This window comes from Nocardioides sp. zg-1308, from assembly GCF_013155375.1.
Classification (GTDB): Bacteria; Actinomycetota; Actinomycetes; order Propionibacteriales; family Nocardioidaceae; genus Nocardioides; species Nocardioides renjunii.
Genome location: NZ_JABJQY010000002.1, coordinates 976,166 through 994,239, shown reverse-complemented (window position 1 = coordinate 994,239; position 18,074 = coordinate 976,166). Strand labels below are relative to the sequence as shown.

General features: G+C 72.3%; 23 protein-coding genes. 11 read left to right on the top strand and 12 right to left on the bottom strand.

All coding sequences use genetic code 11. The features are described from left to right. Positions 1 to 62: 62 nt before the first annotated feature. On the bottom strand, positions 63 to 827 hold the full coding sequence (locus tag HN031_RS06570; protein WP_172267899.1) for a hypothetical protein: 765 nt from the start codon (positions 825 to 827) through the stop codon (positions 63 to 65). Between the two features lie 115 nt (positions 828 to 942). Here HN031_RS06570 and HN031_RS06565 point away from each other — a divergent pair, with 115 nt between their 5' ends. Further along, complete coding sequence (locus HN031_RS06565) at positions 943 to 1,083, top strand: hypothetical protein (protein WP_172267897.1); 141 nt, start codon at positions 943 to 945, stop codon at positions 1,081 to 1,083. An 18-nt stretch (positions 1,084 to 1,101) separates the two neighbouring features. Here HN031_RS06565 and HN031_RS06560 read toward each other — a convergent pair whose 3' ends face one another. Together HN031_RS06560 and HN031_RS06555 are read right to left on the bottom strand one after the other, a co-directional pair. Beyond that, the gene (locus tag HN031_RS06560; RefSeq protein WP_172267894.1) at positions 1,102 to 1,776 is read right to left on the bottom strand and encodes a VOC family protein; all 675 of its coding nucleotides are present in this window, start codon (positions 1,774 to 1,776) and stop codon (positions 1,102 to 1,104) included. An 8-nt stretch (positions 1,777 to 1,784) separates the two neighbouring features. Continuing rightward, entirely contained in the window at positions 1,785 to 2,411 is a 627-nt protein-coding gene (locus HN031_RS06555; protein WP_172267892.1) for a DUF998 domain-containing protein, read from the bottom strand. A gap of 67 nt (positions 2,412 to 2,478) precedes the next feature. Here HN031_RS06555 and HN031_RS06550 point away from each other — a divergent pair, with 67 nt between their 5' ends. The 4 genes from HN031_RS06550 (at position 2,479) to HN031_RS06540 (ending at position 4,605) form a co-directional block, all read left to right on the top strand. Beyond that, positions 2,479 to 2,895 carry a DUF1810 domain-containing protein gene (locus HN031_RS06550; protein ID WP_172267890.1) on the top strand — a complete coding sequence of 139 codons (417 nt, stop codon included), beginning with the start codon at positions 2,479 to 2,481 and terminating at the stop codon, positions 2,893 to 2,895. A 95-nt stretch (positions 2,896 to 2,990) separates the two neighbouring features. Continuing rightward, positions 2,991 to 3,365 carry a PH domain-containing protein gene (locus HN031_RS06545; RefSeq protein WP_172267888.1) on the top strand — a complete coding sequence of 125 codons (375 nt, stop codon included), beginning with the start codon at positions 2,991 to 2,993 and terminating at the stop codon, positions 3,363 to 3,365. A gap of 70 nt (positions 3,366 to 3,435) precedes the next feature. Further along, positions 3,436 to 3,570, top strand: a complete 135-nt coding sequence (locus HN031_RS21915) for a hypothetical protein (protein ID WP_301539402.1) — start codon at positions 3,436 to 3,438, stop codon at positions 3,568 to 3,570. 30 nt (positions 3,571 to 3,600) lie between these two features. Then, on the top strand, positions 3,601 to 4,605 hold the full coding sequence (locus HN031_RS06540; RefSeq protein ID WP_172267885.1) for a beta-ketoacyl-ACP synthase III: 1,005 nt from the start codon (positions 3,601 to 3,603) through the stop codon (positions 4,603 to 4,605). Between the two features lie 31 nt (positions 4,606 to 4,636). Here the strand turns inward: HN031_RS06540 and HN031_RS06535 are convergent, their stop codons facing one another. Both HN031_RS06535 and HN031_RS06530 read right to left on the bottom strand, forming a co-directional pair. Next, positions 4,637 to 5,077, bottom strand: coding sequence for a VOC family protein (locus HN031_RS06535; RefSeq protein WP_172267882.1), 441 nt, complete (start codon positions 5,075 to 5,077; stop codon positions 4,637 to 4,639). 82 nt (positions 5,078 to 5,159) lie between these two features. After that, positions 5,160 to 5,948 (bottom strand): alpha/beta hydrolase, encoded by a 789-nt coding sequence (locus tag HN031_RS06530; protein ID WP_172267879.1) that lies wholly within the window; start codon positions 5,946 to 5,948, stop codon positions 5,160 to 5,162. 267 nt (positions 5,949 to 6,215) lie between these two features. On the opposite strand from HN031_RS06530, the gene HN031_RS21910 reads away from it, so the two are divergent. Further along, a complete protein-coding gene (locus HN031_RS21910; protein WP_367650673.1) occupies positions 6,216 to 7,067 on the top strand; it encodes a transglycosylase family protein in 852 nt (283 codons plus the stop codon). A gap of 38 nt (positions 7,068 to 7,105) precedes the next feature. Next, positions 7,106 to 7,372 (top strand): hypothetical protein, encoded by a 267-nt coding sequence (locus HN031_RS06520; protein ID WP_172267876.1) that lies wholly within the window; start codon positions 7,106 to 7,108, stop codon positions 7,370 to 7,372. Positions 7,373 to 7,385: 13 nt separating this feature from the next. Here HN031_RS06520 and HN031_RS06515 read toward each other — a convergent pair whose 3' ends face one another. The 7 genes from HN031_RS06515 to HN031_RS06485 all read right to left on the bottom strand — a co-directional run bounded on the left by HN031_RS06515 (position 7,386) and on the right by HN031_RS06485 (position 13,071). Then, positions 7,386 to 9,398 (bottom strand): NADPH-dependent 2,4-dienoyl-CoA reductase, encoded by a 2,013-nt coding sequence (locus HN031_RS06515; RefSeq protein WP_172267873.1) that lies wholly within the window; start codon positions 9,396 to 9,398, stop codon positions 7,386 to 7,388. Further along, positions 9,395 to 9,952 (bottom strand): PadR family transcriptional regulator, encoded by a 558-nt coding sequence (locus tag HN031_RS06510; RefSeq protein WP_172267870.1) that lies wholly within the window; start codon positions 9,950 to 9,952, stop codon positions 9,395 to 9,397. Before HN031_RS06510 ends, HN031_RS06515 begins: the two co-directional genes overlap by 4 nt. A 613-nt stretch (positions 9,953 to 10,565) precedes the next feature. Further along, on the bottom strand, positions 10,566 to 10,892 hold the full coding sequence (locus tag HN031_RS06505; protein ID WP_172267867.1) for a hypothetical protein: 327 nt from the start codon (positions 10,890 to 10,892) through the stop codon (positions 10,566 to 10,568). 1 nt (position 10,893) lies between these two features. After that, a complete protein-coding gene (locus HN031_RS06500) occupies positions 10,894 to 11,154 on the bottom strand; it encodes a hypothetical protein (protein WP_172267864.1) in 261 nt (86 codons plus the stop codon). After that, positions 11,147 to 12,448: a hypothetical protein gene (locus HN031_RS06495; protein ID WP_172267861.1), complete on the bottom strand. Its 1,302-nt coding sequence runs from the start codon at positions 12,446 to 12,448 to the stop codon at positions 11,147 to 11,149. The genes HN031_RS06500 and HN031_RS06495 overlap by 8 nt, the downstream gene beginning before the upstream one ends. Continuing rightward, a complete protein-coding gene (locus HN031_RS06490; protein WP_172267858.1) occupies positions 12,445 to 12,744 on the bottom strand; it encodes a WXG100 family type VII secretion target in 300 nt (99 codons plus the stop codon). Before HN031_RS06490 ends, HN031_RS06495 begins: the two co-directional genes overlap by 4 nt. Before the next feature lie 3 nt (positions 12,745 to 12,747). Further along, the gene (locus HN031_RS06485; RefSeq protein ID WP_172267855.1) at positions 12,748 to 13,071 is read right to left on the bottom strand and encodes a WXG100 family type VII secretion target; all 324 of its coding nucleotides are present in this window, start codon (positions 13,069 to 13,071) and stop codon (positions 12,748 to 12,750) included. Between the two features lie 75 nt (positions 13,072 to 13,146). Here HN031_RS06485 and HN031_RS06480 point away from each other — a divergent pair, with 75 nt between their 5' ends. The 4 genes from HN031_RS06480 to HN031_RS06465 all read left to right on the top strand — a co-directional run bounded on the left by HN031_RS06480 (position 13,147) and on the right by HN031_RS06465 (position 18,071). Beyond that, the gene (locus HN031_RS06480) at positions 13,147 to 14,295 is read left to right on the top strand and encodes a CaiB/BaiF CoA-transferase family protein (RefSeq protein ID WP_301539401.1); all 1,149 of its coding nucleotides are present in this window, start codon (positions 13,147 to 13,149) and stop codon (positions 14,293 to 14,295) included. Positions 14,296 to 14,311: 16 nt separating this feature from the next. Further along, on the top strand, positions 14,312 to 15,046 hold the full coding sequence (locus HN031_RS06475) for a glutamine amidotransferase (RefSeq protein ID WP_172267852.1): 735 nt from the start codon (positions 14,312 to 14,314) through the stop codon (positions 15,044 to 15,046). 44 nt (positions 15,047 to 15,090) lie between these two features. Further along, on the top strand, positions 15,091 to 16,539 hold the full coding sequence (locus tag HN031_RS06470; RefSeq protein WP_172267849.1) for an NAD(P)/FAD-dependent oxidoreductase: 1,449 nt from the start codon (positions 15,091 to 15,093) through the stop codon (positions 16,537 to 16,539). Positions 16,540 to 16,793: 254 nt separating this feature from the next. Beyond that, positions 16,794 to 18,071 (top strand): ABC transporter substrate-binding protein, encoded by a 1,278-nt coding sequence (locus HN031_RS06465; protein ID WP_367650672.1) that lies wholly within the window; start codon positions 16,794 to 16,796, stop codon positions 18,069 to 18,071. Positions 18,072 to 18,074: the final 3 nt, after the last annotated feature.

Sequence of the window (18,074 nt, the reverse complement as noted above, 5' to 3'; positions counted from 1 at the left end):
CGCTGGAAGGGTGCCCCGGCGACGGACCCCGCACAAGGGTCCGCCGCCGGACGGTGCTCGGCTCAGCCGCGGTCGCTGGAGTCGCCGGTCACCACGACGTAGAACCGCTTGCGGTCGGCGTCGGTCGTGACGGTGCCGTCGCTGTTGCGCGGGCTCACCACGAGGTGGTTGGTGTTGCCGGTGCCGGGAGGCGCGCAGTTCACGACGCCGGGCTGGCACATCGCCGCGCTGATCTCGCCGGAGAACTCCGGGTTGGCGTCCGCGCCGGGCGCGCGGCCGTTGGTGATCGCGTCGCCGTTCTGGTCGACGGTGTTCTGCAGCGCCACGACGGCGAGGACGCCGTTGTTGGCCAGGTTCTCGCCCGCGTTGATGTAGACGTTGCCGTTGGCTCGCAGGCCGGTGACGTCGGCGCCCGCGGGGGCGAGGGTCGGGTAGGCGGCGGTCACGGCGAAGCCGCCGGACTGTGCCACGATCGCGCCGGTCGCGTCGACCAGCGCCCACCGACCGACACCGGCGGGACCGGCGGGGCCCTGCGCGCCGGTCGGCAGCTGTCCGGCCTTGAAGTCGCGCGAGCGCAGCGACCCGTCCTTGACCTGCTTGGCACCGATCGTGCCCGACTTCACGTCCGCGGCCTTGATGGTCTTGTTCTTGATGTCCGTGGACGAGACGGAGTTGTTCTTGATGTCCGTGGACGAGACGGAGTTGTTCTTGATGTCCGCGGAGCCGATCAGGCCCGCGGCGTACGACGTACCGGTGGAGGCCACGACCAGGGCCATGACGGCGACGGCCATGGACGGGGACGGGCGGCGGATGGAGGGGAGGCGCATGGGACAAGACCCTTCGTCGACAAGGCCGCCGTCCGGCGGCTCGGGAGGGGTTCGGAGTGACGCAGCACACGGATGGGTGAAGTCGGAGTTGGATTCCACTGGCACTGTGGGACCCATGGGAATGGTGAAGAAGCTGGCGACCCTCGGGATCGCGAAGAAGGTCTACGACGAGGCGCGCAAGCCCCACAACCAGGCGAAGATCAAGGAGGCGGTCCGCAAGGTGCAGGAGCGCCGCAGCGGCGGCAAGCGCTACTGAGCCGCGCCGGCCACCGGGTCAGCCGGGCGGGAAGACACAGAACTCGTTGCCCTCGGGGTCGGCGAGCACCGTCCACCGCGGCATGTCCCAGAGGTGGGTCGCCCCGCGTGCCAGCAGCGCGCCCACGTCGCCCCGCACGTCCCAGTGGACGCGGTTGGGCTCGGTGCGCGGCTCCGGCACGCCGTTGAAGTCGAGGGTCATCCGCTCGTCGACGGCGACCCCGGTCACCGTCCAGGTGCCGAGCTCGTCGTCGCGGGTCGGGTCGGCCCCGAAGAGCTCGCCCCACCAGCGCGCCTGGGCCTCCGGGTCGTGGCAGTCGACGCCGACGCCGTGGAGGCGGTAGTCGGGCAGTCGGTCGGCGGGTCGCACGAACGCGCAGAAGTCGTTGCCCTCCGGGTCGGCCATCCGGGTCCAGCCCAGCCCGGTGTCCTCGGCGCGCGCCGTGACCGTGGCGCCGAGCTCCACGAGGTCCTCCACCGCACCGCAGTCCACGTCGAGGTGGACGCGGTTCTTGGCCCGCCGCGGCCGGTCGACGGGGTTGACCCACACGGTGTGCCCGCTCGTGGGCCCGCGCAGGCTGGCCGGCGGCTCCGGGTCGCCGACCTCGAGGCCGCCGACCGCGGCCCAGAAGCGCGACATCCGCTCGACGTCGAGGGCGTCGAGGCACAGGTCCTGCCAGGTCACCAGGCTCATGCGGGCAGTCAACCACCGGCCGCCGACATCGTGGCCGACCCTCGGCGGGGTCGCCACGACCACCCCACGGCGGCCAGCCCGAACAGCACCGGCCACAGCGCCAGCCGCTCGAGTGCGCCGGCGGTGCGACCCTCTCCTGCGAAGACGAACCCGACCGCTGCCGCCGCCGTGACGACGCCCGCCGCCAGCAGCCCCGTCGCGAGACGGGGCTCCGTCCCACGCAGCCGCGCCCCGAGCAGCAGCAGGGCCGCGGGTTGCGCGACGAACAGCGGTGCGGCCGCGAGCGCGTGCAGCGTCGCGTCCTGGTCGAGCGGCGCCAGCCCGGTGGCGACGGAGCTCACCCCCGAGACGACGAGCAACCCGGTCACCCAGGGTCCGAGCCGGCCGGCCAGCAGCAGTGCGCCGCCCGCCAGCAGCACGCCGTAGACCATGAACGACCCGTTCATCACCGCGTGCCGCGGCGAGCAGTAGGCGGCCGTGCAGCCGACCTCCCCGAGCCGGCTCACCGAGTCGGACACGAAGCCGTAGCCGCCCGTGGTGGCCGCCGCGGTGACCACCTCGGTCGCGATGTAGGTCGGTCGCAGCAGGAGGAGCAGCGCGCCGAACCGGGCAGCGCGGGACGGGGCGTCGGGCACGCGGCCACCGTAGCGACGGCGTCCGCCCACCCCCCGCCCGGCGGCCGCGGACGGCTAGCGTGCGGTCATGGACCTCGACCGCTTCGTGAGGGCGCAGGACGACCGTGGCACGTACGACCGCGCGCTGGCCGAGCTGCGCGCCGGCCGCAAGACGAGCCACTGGATGTGGTTCGTCTTCCCGCAGGTCGCGGGGCTCGGCCGGAGCGGGACCGCGCAGGCGTACGCCATCAGCGGCCTCGCCGAGGCCCAGGCCTACCTCGCCCACGACGTGCTGGGCGCCCGGCTGCGGGAGTGCTGCCACGCGCTCCTCGACCTCGAGGACACGTCGGCGGAGCGGGTGCTCGGGTCGGTCGACGCGATGAAGCTGCGCTCGTCGATGACGCTCTTCGCCCGGGCGGCGCCCGAGGAGCCGCTGTTCACCGACGTGCTGGACCGCTTCCACGACGGTGAGCCCGACGAGCGGACCATCGAGCTGTTGACGTGATGAGGCGCCCCTGACTTCGGCAGCGACGTCAGCTCGGTCGACTGAGCTTTTCCGTTCTCGTCCATCGCAGCTTTCGCGATGCCTAGGGTGTGGCGGTGATCGACTTCCAGAACGGAACCTTCGTCAAGCTCGGCCCCATCGACCCGCAGGGCCTGGCGCATGAGCTCGAGCCGCTGCTGGTGGCGGGTGAGCAGGTCCTGCTCGCCTTCAAAGGGATGCGGGACTCGGTGGTGTTCACCGACAAGCGCCTGATCTCGATCAACGTGCAAGGGCTCACTGGCAAGAAGCGCGACTACACCTCGCTGCCGTTGAATCGGGTGCAGGCGTGGAGCGTGGAGACGGCAGGCACATTCGACCTGGATTCCGAGCTGGACCTGTGGTTCAGCGGCCTCGGGCGGGTGCGCCTGGAGTTCAAGGGCAACGTGAACATTCGACAGATCAGCCAGCTGGTCGGTCAGCACGTCCTCTGACTCCTGTTCCGCCCATCACAAGGGGTGGGGGACCGTTGCGTCCCTCAGGTCACCGGCGTACGACTGGGGGATGACCACCACACCGAACGAGCCCGCGACCGAGCCGACCATCGTGCCGTCCGGCGACCCGGACGTGAACCCGATCGACCCCGGCGAGGTGCCCGACTCGCCGATCCCCGAGACCCGTCCCGACGGCGACCGCTGACCGCTGCCCCGCCCTCTCTATGCTCGCGACATGACGATCCAGCAGCCGACCGAACTGACGCACGCCGCCATGCTGGGCCTGGGCGTGCACCGTCCCGAGCGGGTCGTCACCAACGACGAGGTCTGCGAGGTCCTCGACTCGTCGGACGAGTGGATCCAGACCCGCTCCGGCATCAAGACCCGCCGCTTCGCCGGTGAGGACGAGACGCTGATCGGCATGTCCACGGCCGCCGCGGAGCGCGCGATGGCGGCCGCCGGCGTCACCGCCGAGCAGGTCGGGTGCCTCATCGTCGCCACCTCCACCCACCCCGAGCACACCCCGGCGTCCGCTCCGCAGGTCGCCACCGCGCTCGGCATGACCGGCACCGCGGCCTTCGACATCTCCGCAGGCTGCGCCGGCTTCTGCCACGCCCTCAACCTCGCGTCGTCGATGGTGCGCTCGGGCGCGGAGTCCCACGTCGTCGTGGTCGGCGTCGAGCAGCTGAGCCGCTTCATGGACCCGACCGACCGCGGCACCGCCTTCATCTTCGCCGACGGAGCCGGGGCCGTGGTCGTAGGACCGTCGGACGAGCCCGGCATCGGGCCCGCCGCCTGGGGCTCCGACGGCTCGCAGGCCCACGTGATCACCCAGACCCCCAGCTGCATCGGTGGTCACGGGACGGGCCAGGACCACCCGGTGGTCCAGATGGAGGGCACGGCGGTCTTCCGCTGGGCGCCCTTCGCGATGGCCGAGGTCGCCCACGAGGCGATGCGCCTGGCGGGCGTCGCCCCCGACGACCTCGACGCCTTCATCCCGCACCAGGCCAACCTGCGCATCACGCAGACCCTGGCCAAGAACATCAAGCTGCCCGAGTCCGTGGCGATCGCCACCGACGTCGTGGACGCCGGCAACACCTCGGCCGCCTCCGTCCCGCTCGCCATGGAGGCGATGCTGCGCCAGGACGAGGCGTCCGCCGGCGACACCGCGCTCCTCATCGCCTTCGGCGCGGGGCTCAGCTATGCCGGGCAGGTCGTCACCCTGCCCCCGCTCGGCTGAGCGTCCTCGTGCCGGTCGCGGTGCTCCGGCCCTAGCCGATTCGCTCGGCCAGGGAGACGAGGATGCCCTCGGGCCCGCGGACGTACGCCATCCGCCACACGTCCTCGTACTCGCCGATGCCGCCGACCAGCGAGTAGCCGTCCGCCACGACGGCGTCCACCGCGGCCCGGAGGTCGTGGACCTCGAAGCCCAGGCTGCGCAGGCCCACCACGTTGGCCATCGCGTCGGGTGACCCGTCGACGGTGTCGGGCCGGACGAAGCTGGAGAGCTCGACCGAGCTCCCGCCGCCGGGGGAGTCGAGCATCACGATCTCCGTGCGCGAGTCGGGGATGGCGATCACCGTGTCGATGAACTCGCCCTCGACCGGCTGCCGACCCTGCACCTCCAGCCCGAGGCTGACGAAGAAGTCGGTCGCTCGGTCGAGGTCCCTGACGGTGACGCCGACGTGGTCGAAACGCTTGATGTGGGTCATGACTGCCATCCTCCGTGGGTGTCGTGGTTCCTGCACCGGGGACGGAGCAACCTCTGCGTCCTCGACATCCGGGCCGCGACCGTCAGGCCGGGCCGGTCGGCCTCATGGCAGGCGCCGGCGCCGCGAGCCGGTCGGCGACCACGGCCCACACGTCGGGGTCCACGCCCATGCCGAGGTGGGTGGACGAGACCTCGACGTGCTCCACCGCGGCGGACGCGCGGTCGATGCACGCCTGCCACGCCACGACGCCGTCGCGGCGCGAGAACACCACGGTCAGCGGAACCCGGATGGGCGACTCGGCGTCTAGGCGCTGTGCCACGCGGTCCGCGTCGACGTCCGAGCCGCGGCCGTAGATGCGGGCGATCGTGGTGTGGCCGGCGCCTCCGGTGACGGGCGTGCCGTAGGTGATGACCCGGCGCACGGCAGCCGGGTGCCGGCGCGCGACCTCGCGGGCGATCACGCCGCCGAGGCTCCAGCCGACCAGCGACGCCGGCGAGCCCGTCTCCTCGACGAGCTCGAGGACGCGCTCGGCCAGCCGCTCCACGTCGCGCCGCGGGTCGCCGGTGTTGGTGCCGAAGCCCCAGCCGCGGGCGTCGTACCCCAGCCGGCGCAGGAAGCGGCGCAGCGGCGCTCCAGTCAGCTCGGGTGCCTGCCAGCCCGGGATGTCGACCACCAGGTGGCCGTCGCCGCGGGGTGCCGCGGAGAGGCGGGGGAGCGCGCCGACGAGGCGGACCGCGTCGAGCGCGGAGCCCAGCTCGCCGAGGGCCGTCCACGTGGCGGGTGGTCCCGACGGTCGTTCGAGGTCGTCGGCGTCGGTCGCGGCCCGGGCGCGCGAGCGCACCCCGGCGGTGGCGAGCAGGGCGTGCAACATGTCACGACCGTACGACGCGGCGGGGCGTGCAAGCCGCGCGGGTGAGCCGCCTCACGACCCGGGCGGGGACGCGCGGGACAGCGGCCCGCGGATTCGACATCGGCGGGCCCTCGTGTTGTCGTGGTGGGGCTGCCGGCTGTGCGTCCCACCCGTGAGTGGGGGCCTCCCTTCGTGAGGTGTCGCGCGCCGTGGCCTCGACGCCGGACCCGACGGCGTCGCGTCCGAGCGCCCCCGACGGTGCACCCCCACCCCGCGAGGTACCTCCACGTGCGTCCCACCCCCCGAACCGCCTCCACCTTCTCCTCGACCCCGGTGACCAGCCGCCTGCGCGGCCTCGTCGCCGGCACCGCGGTCGCCGCCCTGGCCCTCGGCCTGGCGCCCGGCGCCACCGCCCAGGTCGCGAGCAGCGAGGCTGCCGACACCCCCGAGCGCGCCCAGGTCGCCGTCCGGCTCAAGGTCGCCACCGAGCCGGTCGTCCGGGTCGCCGTCCCGCGGCGCACCTGGCCCAGCCGCCTGGTGCAGGCCCAGGGCGTCCCCGTGGACGGCAACGACCTCGTCGAGGTCGTGCGCGACGGCCGCGAGGTCCGCGGGAGCGCCAAGCGCGTCCGCCACGGTGACACCGTGCGCCTGGTCGACGTGGAGAAGCGGCGTACGACGAAGCGCACCCGCGTCCGCCCCGGTGTCGTCGAGGTCCCGACGACCAAGCTCGCCCCCGGTCGCCGCAAGGTGGTCCGGGACGGCCGCGCCGGCGTCCAGCGGGTCGAGGTCGTGCGCACGCTGCACAACGGCGAGCCGGAGCGCTATCGCGTCGCGTCGCGCACGTGGGTCCGCAAGCCGCAGCCGCGCCGCGTGCTCGTCGGACGCCAGCCCTTCTCGGTCGACGGCGCCGACGGCCTCAACTGGGGCGCCCTCGCCGGCTGTGAGTCCGGCGGCAACCCGCGCGCGGTGAACCCGGCCGGCTACTACGGCCTCTACCAGTTCAACGTGGCGACCTGGCGCAGCGTCGGCGGCTCCGGCATGCCCCACCACGCGTCGCCCGGTGAGCAGACCTACCGCGCCAAGCTGCTCTACAAGTCCCGCGGGCGCTCCCCGTGGCCGCACTGCGGCCGCCTGCTCTGACAGGGCACACTGGGGCACGACCCGCGAAAGGACCCGCCATGCCGCGTCTCACCGACGACCTCGACGCCCTGTACGCGCACTACGTCGACGCCATCAACACCGCCATCTCCTCCGACGACCCGGTGCTGGCCGCCGAGCTCGCCGGCGACTACGACCGCGACGCCCTGCTGCTCATGGCCGAGCACGAGGGCCGGCCCGACCTGCTGCCGCTGTTCGGCCTGGACAGCGACGGCGGGACCCTGACCGTCCACCGCGACACCCGGCTGCGGAGGCTGGTGGCGAAGGTCGCCGCGCTGGGGTCCTGACCGGCCCCCGGGCTCAGAGGGCGGCGACGACCTCCGTGCCCTGCTTGATCGCCCGCTTGGCGTCGAGCTCGGCCGAGACGTCGGCGCCGCCGATGAGGTGGGCCTCGCGGTCGAGGCCGTCGTAGAGCCCGCGCACCGAGTCCTGGCCCGCGCACACCACGACCGTGTCCACCTCGATGACCCGGGCGACGCCGTCCACGGTCACGTGGAGGCCCGCGTCGTCGATGCGGTCGTAGGTCGCCCCGCTGACCTGGGTGACCTGCGACTGCTTGAGGACGGCGCGGTGCGCCCAGCCGGACGTCCTGCCCAGGCCGATGCCGATCGGGGTGGTCTTGCGCTGCACCAGCGTCACCTCGCGAGCCGGCGTGCGGGGCTTGCGCTCGGTCAGCCCGCCCTCGTGCAGGGTCGGGTCGCCGACGCCCCAGTGGGCCATCCAGTCGTCGAGGTCCTCCTCGGTGTGGGTGAGGAAGACGCTGACGTCGACGCCGATGCCGCCGGCCCCGATCACTGCGACCCGGCGGCCCGGGACGACCGCGCCGCTCAGCACGTCGGCGTACGACGCCACACTGGGGTGGTCGATGCCCGGGATGGCCGGCATCCGCGGCTGGACGCCGGTGGCGACGACCACCTCGTCGAACCCGGCCAGGTCCTCGGACGTGGCCTCCGCGCCGAGGCGTACGTCGACCCCGAGGACCTCGAGCCGGCGGGTGAAGTAGCGCAGCGTGTCGGCGAAGTCCTCCTTGCCGGGCACGGCCATCGCCAGCCGGAACTGGCCGCCCAGCTCGGACGACCGCTCGAACAGGGTCACGGCGAAGCCGCGCTCGGCGGCGCTGGTCGCGGCGGCGAGGCCGGCGGGGCCCGCCCCGACGACGGCCACCGTGCGCCTGCGCAGCGTCGGCACCAGGACCAGCTCGGTCTCGTGGCAGGCGCGCGGGTTGACCAGGCAGGACGCCCGGTCGTTGGAGAACACGTGGTCGAGGCAGGCCTGGTTGCAGGCGATGCAGGTGTTGATCTCGTCCGCGCGCTCGTCCATCGCCTTGGCCACGAACGCCGGGTCGGCGAGCAGCGGGCGGGCCATGGAGACGAGGTCGGCGTCCCCCGAGGCGAGGATGTCCTCGGCCAGCTCGGGGGTGTTGATCCGGTTGGAGGCACAGACCGGGACGTCGACGAGCTGCTTCAGCCGCGCGGTGTGCGAGCGCCAGGCGCCGCGGGGGACCTGCGTGATGATCGTCGGCACGCGGGCCTCGTGCCAGCCGATGCCGGTGTTGAGCACGGTGACGCCGGCCGCCTGCAGGTGCAGGGCGAGCTCGGCGGTCTCCTCCCAGGTCTGGCCGCCCTCGACCAGGTCGAGCAGCGAGATCCGGTAGACGATGGGGAAGTCGTCGTCCACCAGCTCGCGCGAGCGACGGACGACCTCGACGGCGAAGTGCATGCGCCGGGCCGCGGAGCCGCCCCACTGGTCGTCGCGGTCGTTGGTGCGCGCGGCGAGGAACTGGTTGATGAGGTAGCCCTCGGAGCCCATGATCTCGACCGCGTCGTAGCCGGCCTTGCGGGCCAGCGCGACGCTCTTCGCGAAGGCGGTCGCGGTGTGGTCGACCTCCTTGCTCGACATGGCGCTCGGCTTGAACGGCGTGATCGGCGACTTCTTGTCCGATGCGCTCTGCGAGAGCGGGTGGTAGCCGTAGCGGCCGGCGTGCAGGACCTGCAGCGCGATCGCGCCGCCCGCGTCGTGCACCGCGCCGGTGATCCGCTCGTGCCGCATCGCGTGGAGGCGGTTGGTCATCTCCGAGGCGAACGGCTTGAGCCAGCCGCGCTTGGTGGGGGCGTACCCGCCCGTGATGATGAGCCCGACGCCGCCGCGCGCCCGCTCGACGAAGAAGGCGCTGAGCTTGTCGATGTCCCACGGGTGGTCCTCGAGGCCGGTGTGCATGGAGCCCATCACGACGCGGTTGCGCAGCACGAGCGCGTCGGGTCCCGTGCCGAGGGTCAGCGGCTCGAGGAGGTGGGGGTAGCGGGGGTGCGTCATGCGGATGCCTCACGGGTCGGGGAGGTGTGGTGGGCCTGCAGGTACTCGGTGATCCAGTCGATCCAGAACCGCTCCAGCCGGATGCCGCCGCGCAGCACCAGCCACTGGTCGAGCGCCGGCTCGTCGAGCGTGGTCGGGTCGGGGAACTGGTCGCGCTCCATCTGCTCGTAGTGCGCGAGCCGGGCGGCGTGGTCCGCGCGGGTCTCGACCAGGTGGCGGGTCAGCGTCGCGCGGTCGCCGTACGACGCCCCGCGGAGCTTGACGGCGAGCTCGCTCCGGAAGGTCTCCATGGGCATCGGGGTCGCCAGCCACTCGGCGAGGGCGCGCCGGCCCTCGGCCGACGGCGTGTGCACGCGCTTGTCGGGGCGGCCATCCTGCTCGACCACCTCCACCGTCACCCAGCCGTCGGACTCCATCCGCGCCAGCACGCGGTAGACCTGCTGGTGGGTGGCGTGCCAGAAGAACCCCAGCGACCGCTCGAACCGCCGGGTCAGCTCGAGCCCGCTCGCGGGGCGCTCGCTGAGCGCGACGAGGAGGGCGTGCTCGAGGGCCATGGGAGGAGTGTGGCCGACCTATGCAACGAGTTGCAAGCCGGTGGTGGCGGTGGCGGTTGTCGTGGTGGTGGTTGTTGTCGTCGCCGCCGGGGCGGGGTAGTCCAGTGAGCTTCTGTCCCGGAACTCGTCTCCGCGCAGCAGGAACCCACTGGACTACCACGACAGGCAGCAGGAACCCACTGGACTACCCCGACAGGCAACGGGAACTCACTGGACTACCCCCACCACACTCACGCCGGTGCAAGGTGCCATCGCCCTCAATCCGGATCGACCACCCGCCGGGGGTGTCGATGAGGACGCCGTGCTCGGTGTCGACCGACGCGACGACGTCGCCGTCGGGGATGGAAGCACCGGCCCGGTGATGTGCGGGATGAGCGGCTGGAGCGCGCGGAGCGCGGCCGGCCGGACGTCGTCTCCGAACACAGTGAACCGGATGAGCTCGAGGTCGCCCTCGACGTCGTGCAGCACCGCAGCCACGCCCACGGCGTCATCGGTGCGTTGGAGAAGGGCCATCACGGACTGGAGTCTTGCCTGCAGCGCGTCGAGATCGGCCTCACCGTCCGCGAAGGCGCGTACAACGTCTCAGGTCTCGCGGAGGAGGGCCCGGTTGTCATCAACGCGTGGGTGCCGGGCCGCCGTCGGACGTGTCCACCTCGGCGAGCTCGCGTGCGTCGGCGTAGAGCCGCTCCTTCTCCTCGGGCGAGAGGGAGGCGAGGTGGTCCTCGTACTGGCGGACCCCGCCGCGCACCAGCGCCATGAAGTCGGCGTCGTGCTCGAGGTCGCCGAGATCCCGCTGGCCGGCCAGCACGTCACGCACCAGGCGCCCCGTGGCCGTGCCACGGTTCTCGTCCGCGATGGCCGTGAGGTTGCGGCGCAGCAGCGACGCCGCCTCGGGGCTGCCGGTGTGAGCGACGAACGGATCGTCAGGAGTGACGCTCATGTCACTCGAAGCCAGGCGGCACGTGGGCGAGCCGCTCCTCGGTGGTCAGCCCGTCGTGCGGTTCGTCGGGGTCGGACCACGGCGCACCCTTGGCCAGCCACGCGGCACGGTAGGCCTTCGACGACTCCACGTCTCCGTCCTCGTATCCCGCCTCGACCTCGCAGCAGGGGCAGATCCAGAACGTCGGTTCCTGCCCGGAAGCGCCCCACGGGGGCTCGCCCCAGTCGTAGCCGCAGACCCGGCAGTTGTTCTCGCTACCCATGGAGGAAATAGTCCCAGACGTCCGAGAACTTCTTCGGCAGCTTTGCAGGGTCAGGCTTGAACATCGTCTTCATGACGCCGTCCTTGGTCATGATGCCGAGCGTCCCCGACCTCGGGTCGTAGCGCAGGATGTCGCCGCCTGGCTCGCGGACCCGCGTGTAGGTGCCCGCAGGAGGGTCGGTCATGAACTTCTTCGCCGCATCGACGTACTCCTTGGCGTTGTTGACGCCGGGGAACTCGTCCTTGTGCTTCTGGAAGTGCTTGTAGGCGTTCTTGGGGTTGGACTTCCACTTGCCCGGCGACCACAGCTGCTTGTCGATCTTCTTCGCGGCACGCCGCACGGCCCGGATGTTCTGGAACTTCTTCAGCGCGGTGCGGATCCCGCGGATCTTCGGCAGCGTGCGGGCCATCACGGCCACGACCCGGAATGCCTTCAACGCGGCGAGGACACTGATGATCTTTCGCGCGCACGAGATGGCCCGCGCCGTCGCGACACCGGCGCCCACGGCTGCGGCGCCGCCGAACGTCACGACGCTGAGCACGCCGCTCACGACAGCGGTCGCGCCGATCTCGATGGCGAGGTCGCGGACGAGGTCCTTGATCGTCTGGCGCGTCTGGTCGACCTGCTCGGCATAGTCGTCGCAGGCGGTCGCGAGCTCGCGGCACTGGTCGGCCAGGTCGCCGGCCTGGGTGCTGACGTCGCGCAGCGCCGCCTTGGCGTAGGGGACCTCGGGGGAGCGCTGTGCGCCCAGCTGCGTCGAGGCCACGGTGGCGTAGGACGGCGCCCGGTCGATGACGCCGGCGGCGTCGCGCCAGGCCGACGCCGCCTCGCGCAGCTTTCCGGTGTCGGCGCTGGGCCAGGCGTAGCCCTGGAGGTGGTCGACGATGAGGTTCCAGAACTCCGGCATGTCGGCGTTGTCCCCGCCGAGCGAGCTGGGCGGGGTGTACGTCGACACGGTCTCGGGCTGCGGCTCCGGGGGCTCGTCGCCGGCGGGGGCGTTGCGGGCGTAGACCGAGCTCCGGTTGGCGTCGCGGTGGTTGGCGCCGCTGGCGCTGCTGAGCACGGCGAGGTTGCCGTAGGCGGTGGTCAGCTCGGCGAACGCGGCGACAGTGTCGGCGGCCGCGGAGTCGTAGGTGCGGACGAAGTCCTCCGACGTGGTGTCGTCGCCGGCCATCGCGGAGTAGCCGCCGAGCTTGCCGGTGAGCGAGGTGTAGCCGCTCGCCAGGACGGTGTTGCCGCCCACGAGCGCGTCGGCCGCGGAGTCGTAGCCGCCCGAGTCGACGTCGATCCTCATCCGAGCTCCTCCCACATCGAGCGGTTGGTGTCGGCAGCCTCGGCGTAGTTGCGGCTCGCCTGCGCCGCTGCGACCCGCAGGTCCGCGAGAGCCTGCCGCATGGTCAGCAGCCCCTGCTCCCACTCCTGCTGGGCCTCGCGCTGCGCGACGGCCGCGAGCCCCTCCCAGGTCTCGTGCAGCCTGGCGATCTGCCGCTCGATGTCGTTGGTCAACGTCTCCAGCGCCTGCTCGGTGCGAGCGATGTCGGCCACCACGGCGTCGAGCTCGTCGGGGTCGACGGCGAAGGCATCGGTCATCGCTCAGCCCAGCCGATCGACGATGCGGGCCGCAACCTGGTTCATGGCCTGCTCGGAGGCGTCGTCCTGCTGGATGAAGTCCTTCTGGGTGGCGTCGAGCAGCTCGCCCATCGCGACGAGGCCCTCGAGCACGTCGGTCGCGCCGGACTTCCACTCCGCCCACGCCTCGACGAAGGAGTCGGCAGCGATCCCGGTCCAACCGCTGCCGAGATATCCCGACACGCGGTCGTCGATCCGGTCGCGGTCACGGTGCAGCCGCGCCGCAGCGTCCTGGACGTCGCGGATGGCTTCCGAGAACGCCGCGTGCGTCAGGTTGACCTGGTCCATGGATGCGTTCTTCCCGCCCACCGCCCCGTGAAACCCCGGTCCTCCGACGACAGTCCCGGTGCCATGATCAGCCGCATGACGTACGAGCTGGGTCAGGGCACCGGTCCGCTACGGGGCGTGCGGGTGGTCGAGATCGCCGGGATCGGCCCCGGCCCGCACGCGTGCATGCTCCTGGCCGACCTCGGCGCCGACGTGGTCCGCGTCGACCGCCCCGGCGGCGGCATGTTCGCGATGGGGGACCAGGACCTCCTCAACCGCGGCAGGCCCAGCGTCGCGCTGGACCTCAAGCGCCCCAAGGCGGTCGCGGCCGTCCTCGACCTGGTCGAGCACGCCGACGTGCTGGTCGAGGGCCTGCGCCCCGGCGCGATCGAGCGCATCGGCCTCGGGCCCGCCGAGTGCCACGCGCGCAACCCACGACTGGTCTACGGCCGGATGACCGGCTGGGGCCAGGACGGGCCGTGGAGCCGGGCCGCTGGCCACGACCTCAACTACGTCGCCGTCACCGGCGCCCTCCACGGGCTGGGCCAGGACCGGGACCGCCCGCACTTCCCCGGCAACCTGCTCGGCGACTTCGGCGGCGGGTCGACCTACCTCGTCGTCGGCGTCCTCGCCGCGCTCCTCGAGGCGCGCACCAGCGGCCGCGGCCAGGTCGTCGACGCGGCGATCGTCGACGGCACCGCGCACCTCAACGCCATCGCCTCCACCTTCGCCGCGATCGGCCTCGACACCGGCCGGCGGCGCTCGGGGCTGCTCGACGGCGGCACGCCCTGGTACGACGTCTACGAGACCGCAGACGGCCGCCACGTCAGCGTCGGGGCGCTCGAGCCGCAGTTCTGGGCGGACCTGGTCGCCCGCATCGGCGTGGAGCTGCCGGACCGCGACGACCCGGCCAACCACGCCACGATCCGCGGCGCCCTGACCCGGCGCTTCCGGGAGCGGACGCAGGCCGAGTGGGCCGAGGTCTTCGACGGCACGGACGCGTGCGTCGCACCCGTCGTACCTCTCGCCGAGGCGCCCGACCACCCGCACCTCGCCGCGCGCGGCACCTTCGTCGCCCCGGGAGGCGTCACCCAGCCGGCTCCCGCGCCGCGCTTCTCCCGCACCCCCGCGAGCCTCGGCGCACCCCCGCCGCGGCCCGGCGAGCACACCCGCGAGGCGCTCGCCGCGTGGGGCGTCCGAGACGTCGACGCGCTGATCGCCGGCGGCGCCGCCGTCCAGGCGTGAGGGGCACGGACACGTCATGAAGCCCTTCCTCTTCCTCGGCACCCGCGCCGAGGACGACGTCGCCCAGCAGGAGTACGACGCCGTGCTGGCCGGGTGCGGCCTGCGCGCCGACGAGCTCGTGCGGGTCCGGCTCGAGCAGGGGCCGCTCGGGGAGGTCGACCTCGACGACTGGTCCGGCATCGTCCTCGGCGGCGGGCCGTTCAACGTGTCCGACCCCGACGACCTCAAGACGCCGGCGCAGCGGCAGGCCGAGGCCGACCTGCGCGACCTCGCCGAGCGGGTGGTCGCGGCGGACTTCCCCTTCCTCGGCGCCTGCTACGGGATCGGGGTGCTCGGCGGGCTGCGCGGCGGTCTCGTCGACCGGAGGTGGGGCGAGCCGATCGGGGCGCTGCCGGTGCGGCTGACCGAGGCCGGCCGGCAGGACGACCTCTTCGGCGGGCTGCCCGCGGAGTTCACCGCCTACCTCGGCCACAAGGAGGCGGTCGCGCGCCTGCCGGAGGGGGCGGTGCTCCTGGCCGGCACCGCCACGTGTCCCGTGCACGCCTTCCGGATCGGCCGCAACGTCTACGCGACCCAGTTCCACCCCGAGCTCGACGCCGTCGCCATCTGCGACCGCATCGACGCCTACAGCGCCCACGGCTACTACGAGCCGCACGAGCAGGAGCTCCTCAAGTCCGCGGCGCGGGAGGCGCTGGTGACCGAGCCGGTGCGGCTGCTGGCCCGCTTCGTCGAGCTCCACGCCAGCGTGTAACTCCCAGTTACGATTCGCGGGTCCGATCGCCTACGCTCGGAGGTGTGAGCACCGCTGAGCACGTGGACGTGCTGATCATCGGGGCGGGCCTGTCGGGCATCGGCGCCGCGGCCCACCTCGCCAAGGACCTGCCGGGGACGTCGTACGCCGTGCTGGAGCGCCGCGGGACCAGCGGCGGCACCTGGGACCTGTTCCGCTACCCCGGCGTGCGGTCGGACTCCGACATGCACACGCTCGGCTACCGGTTCCGCCCGTGGCGCGGCGACACCGCGCTCGCCGACGGGGCGTCCATCCTCGACTACGTCCGCGACACCGCCCGCGAGTTCGGCGTCGACCGCCACATCCGCTACGGGCACCGCGTCACGCGCGCCGCGTGGGACTCGGGCACGGCCCGCTGGACCGTCACCGTGGAGGTCGACGGCACCACCCGCACACTCACGGCCGACTTCCTCTGGGCGTGCAGCGGCTACTACGACTACGACCAGGGCTACTCGCCGCGCTTCGAGGGGCAGGAGCGCTTCCGTGGCCGGCTGGTGCACCCCCAGCACTGGCCCGACGACCTCGACCACACCGGTAAGCGGGTCGTGGTGATCGGCTCCGGAGCGACGGCCGTCACCCTCGTCCCGGCGCTCGCCGCGAGCGGCGCCGCCCACGTCACCATGCTGCAGCGCTCACCGACCTACGTCCTCTCCGTCCCCGCCAGGGACGCCGTGAAGCGGCGCCTCACCTCGCTGGTCGGTGAGCGGGCGTCCTACTCCGTCACGCGCTGGAAGAACATCGTGGTGCAGTCGGCGCTCTACCGGCTCAGCCGGCAGCGCCCCGACCTCGTGCGGAGCGTGGTCCGCAAGGCCAACGTCGCCCTGCTCCCGCCGGGCTACGCCGTGGACACCCACTTCCGCCCGACGTACGACCCCTGGGACCAGCGCATGTGCCTGGTGCCGGACGGCGACCTGTTCACCGCGATCTCCGAGGGCACCGCGTCGGTGGTGACCGACCGCATCGAGGCGTTCACCGAGACCGGGATCCGGCTGGTCTCGGGCGAGCACCTCGAGGCCGACGTCGTGGTCACCGCCACCGGGCTCAACCTGCAGGTCTTCGGCGGCGCCGAGCTCAGCGTGGACGGGGAGACCGTCGAGCCGCACGAGACCATGGCCTACCGCGCCATGATGCTCTCGGACGTGCCCAACTTCGCCTTCACCATCGGCTACACCAACGCGTCGTGGACGCTCAAGGCGGACCTCGTCGCCGAGTACGTCGTCCGGGTGCTGCGGCGGATGCGGACCACCGGCACGCGCTCAGTGGTCCCGGTGCGCGACGAGTCGGTCGGTGAGGTGCCGCTGATGGACTTCGACGCCGGCTACGTCCAGCGGGTGGTGCACACGCTGCCCCGCCAGGGCACGGTCGCGCCGTGGACGCTCAAGCAGAGCTACGTCCGCGACGCCGTCGCCCTGCGCAGCGCGCGGCTCGACGACGGCGTGCTGCGCTGGTCCTGACCGGTCTTCCGGGCGGTCGCGACGACCGATCGGGGCGCCGTGGATGCACGCGCAACGAGGACGAGGACGCGCACGATTATGGAAGCGCTCTCACGATTGGGTCACGACTTGCCAGCGCCCCGTTGACACTGCCGTGTGACGCACGCCATAGTGGCGCTCGGACGAAAGTGGAAGCGCTCTCACACCCCGCTCCCGTCCACCTTCCCGGCCGGGCACCTCGCCCCGGCGATCCGCAGGACGGCAGGAGTGCAGTGGTGCAGACATCCAGGAACCGGCGAGCTCGGCTCGCCACCAGCGCGCTGTTGGCGCTGACCCTCGCGTCGACGTTGGCCGCGTGCGGCGGCAGCGACGACGACGCGACCACGTCGGACGGCAAGACCAAGATCACCGTCGCGACGTTCAACGAGTTCGGCTACGAGGGCCTCATCGAGGAGTACAACGAGATGCAGGACGAGGTCGTCCTGGAGCAGGTGAAGGTCGGCACCTGGGACGACGCCAAGGCCAACCTCTACACCAAGCTCGCCGCGGGCTCGGGACTCTCCGACATCGAGGCCATCGAGGGCGACGCGATCGCCGCCGTGCTGGCCGAGAGCGACGCCTTCGCCGACCTCACCGACCCGGAGCTGGAGGGCCGCTGGCTCGACTTCGTCGCCGAGAAGGGCACCAACTCCGAGGGCCAGATGATCGGCTACGGCACCGACGTCGGCCCCGAGGGCGTGTGCTACCGCGCCGACCTCTTCGAGAAGGCCGGCCTGCCCACCGACCGCGAGGAGGTGGCCAAGCTGATGGGCACCTGGGAGGACTACTTCGCCCTGGGCGAGGAGTTCGTTGAGAAGGTGCCCGACACCGCGTGGTACGACTCCTCCGGGGCCCTCGGCCAGGCGATGCTCAACCAGGTCGAGAACCCGTTCGAGGCCGACGACAACACCATCCAGACCGACAACCCCGACCTCAAGAAGGTCTGGGACGACGTCACGGGCCACTCCGACACCCTGTCGACGCAGCTCGCGCAGTGGGGCGACGACTGGACCGCCTCGTTCCAGAACGACGGCTTCGCCACGACCTTCTGCCCCGGCTGGATGCTCGGCATCATCGAGGGCAACGCCGAGGGCGTCGAGGGCTGGGACATCGCCGACGTCTTCCCCGGCGGCGGCGGCAACTGGGGCGGGTCCTACCTGACCGTCCCGGCGCAGGGCGACAACATCGAGAAGGCCAAGGAGATCGCCGCCTGGCTCTCCGCGCCGGAGCAGCAGGCCAAGGCGTTCGCCGCCAAGGGCCCCTTCCCGAGCCAGCTCGAGGCCCAGGACGCGCCTGAGATCACCGACGCGGTCAACCCGTACTTCAACGACGCCGAGATCGGCAAGATCTACGCCAACCGGGCGGAGGCCATCACCGTCCAGCCCTACAAGGGTCCGAAGTACTCCGACATCCTGACGGCGTTCCAGGCGGCGGTCCTCCGCGTCGACGAGGGCGCCCAGGAGCCCGACGAGTCGTGGGAGCAGTTCCAGGCCGACGTGGCAGCGCTGGGCTGAGTC

Coding starts and splice junctions, on each gene's coding strand:
- HN031_RS06570 (WP_172267899.1), bottom strand. CDS start 827: ATGCGCCTCCCCTCCATCCGCCGCCCGTCCCCGTCCATGGCCGTCGCC.
- HN031_RS06565 (WP_172267897.1), top strand. CDS start 943: ATGGGAATGGTGAAGAAGCTGGCGACCCTCGGGATCGCGAAGAAGGTC.
- HN031_RS06560 (WP_172267894.1), bottom strand. CDS start 1,776: ATGAGCCTGGTGACCTGGCAGGACCTGTGCCTCGACGCCCTCGACGTC.
- HN031_RS06550 (WP_172267890.1), top strand. CDS start 2,479: ATGGACCTCGACCGCTTCGTGAGGGCGCAGGACGACCGTGGCACGTAC.
- HN031_RS21915 (WP_301539402.1), top strand. CDS start 3,436: ATGACCACCACACCGAACGAGCCCGCGACCGAGCCGACCATCGTGCCG.
- HN031_RS06540 (WP_172267885.1), top strand. CDS start 3,601: ATGACGATCCAGCAGCCGACCGAACTGACGCACGCCGCCATGCTGGGC.
- HN031_RS06535 (WP_172267882.1), bottom strand. CDS start 5,077: ATGACCCACATCAAGCGTTTCGACCACGTCGGCGTCACCGTCAGGGAC.
- HN031_RS06530 (WP_172267879.1), bottom strand. CDS start 5,948: ATGTTGCACGCCCTGCTCGCCACCGCCGGGGTGCGCTCGCGCGCCCGG.
- HN031_RS06520 (WP_172267876.1), top strand. CDS start 7,106: ATGCCGCGTCTCACCGACGACCTCGACGCCCTGTACGCGCACTACGTC.
- HN031_RS06515 (WP_172267873.1), bottom strand. CDS start 9,398: ATGACGCACCCCCGCTACCCCCACCTCCTCGAGCCGCTGACCCTCGGC.
- HN031_RS06510 (WP_172267870.1), bottom strand. CDS start 9,952: ATGGCCCTCGAGCACGCCCTCCTCGTCGCGCTCAGCGAGCGCCCCGCG.
- HN031_RS06505 (WP_172267867.1), bottom strand. CDS start 10,892: ATGAGCGTCACTCCTGACGATCCGTTCGTCGCTCACACCGGCAGCCCC.
- HN031_RS06500 (WP_172267864.1), bottom strand. CDS start 11,154: ATGGGTAGCGAGAACAACTGCCGGGTCTGCGGCTACGACTGGGGCGAG.
- HN031_RS06495 (WP_172267861.1), bottom strand. CDS start 12,448: ATGAGGATCGACGTCGACTCGGGCGGCTACGACTCCGCGGCCGACGCG.
- HN031_RS06490 (WP_172267858.1), bottom strand. CDS start 12,744: ATGACCGATGCCTTCGCCGTCGACCCCGACGAGCTCGACGCCGTGGTG.
- HN031_RS06485 (WP_172267855.1), bottom strand. CDS start 13,071: ATGGACCAGGTCAACCTGACGCACGCGGCGTTCTCGGAAGCCATCCGC.
- HN031_RS06480 (WP_301539401.1), top strand. CDS start 13,147: ATGACGTACGAGCTGGGTCAGGGCACCGGTCCGCTACGGGGCGTGCGG.
- HN031_RS06475 (WP_172267852.1), top strand. CDS start 14,312: ATGAAGCCCTTCCTCTTCCTCGGCACCCGCGCCGAGGACGACGTCGCC.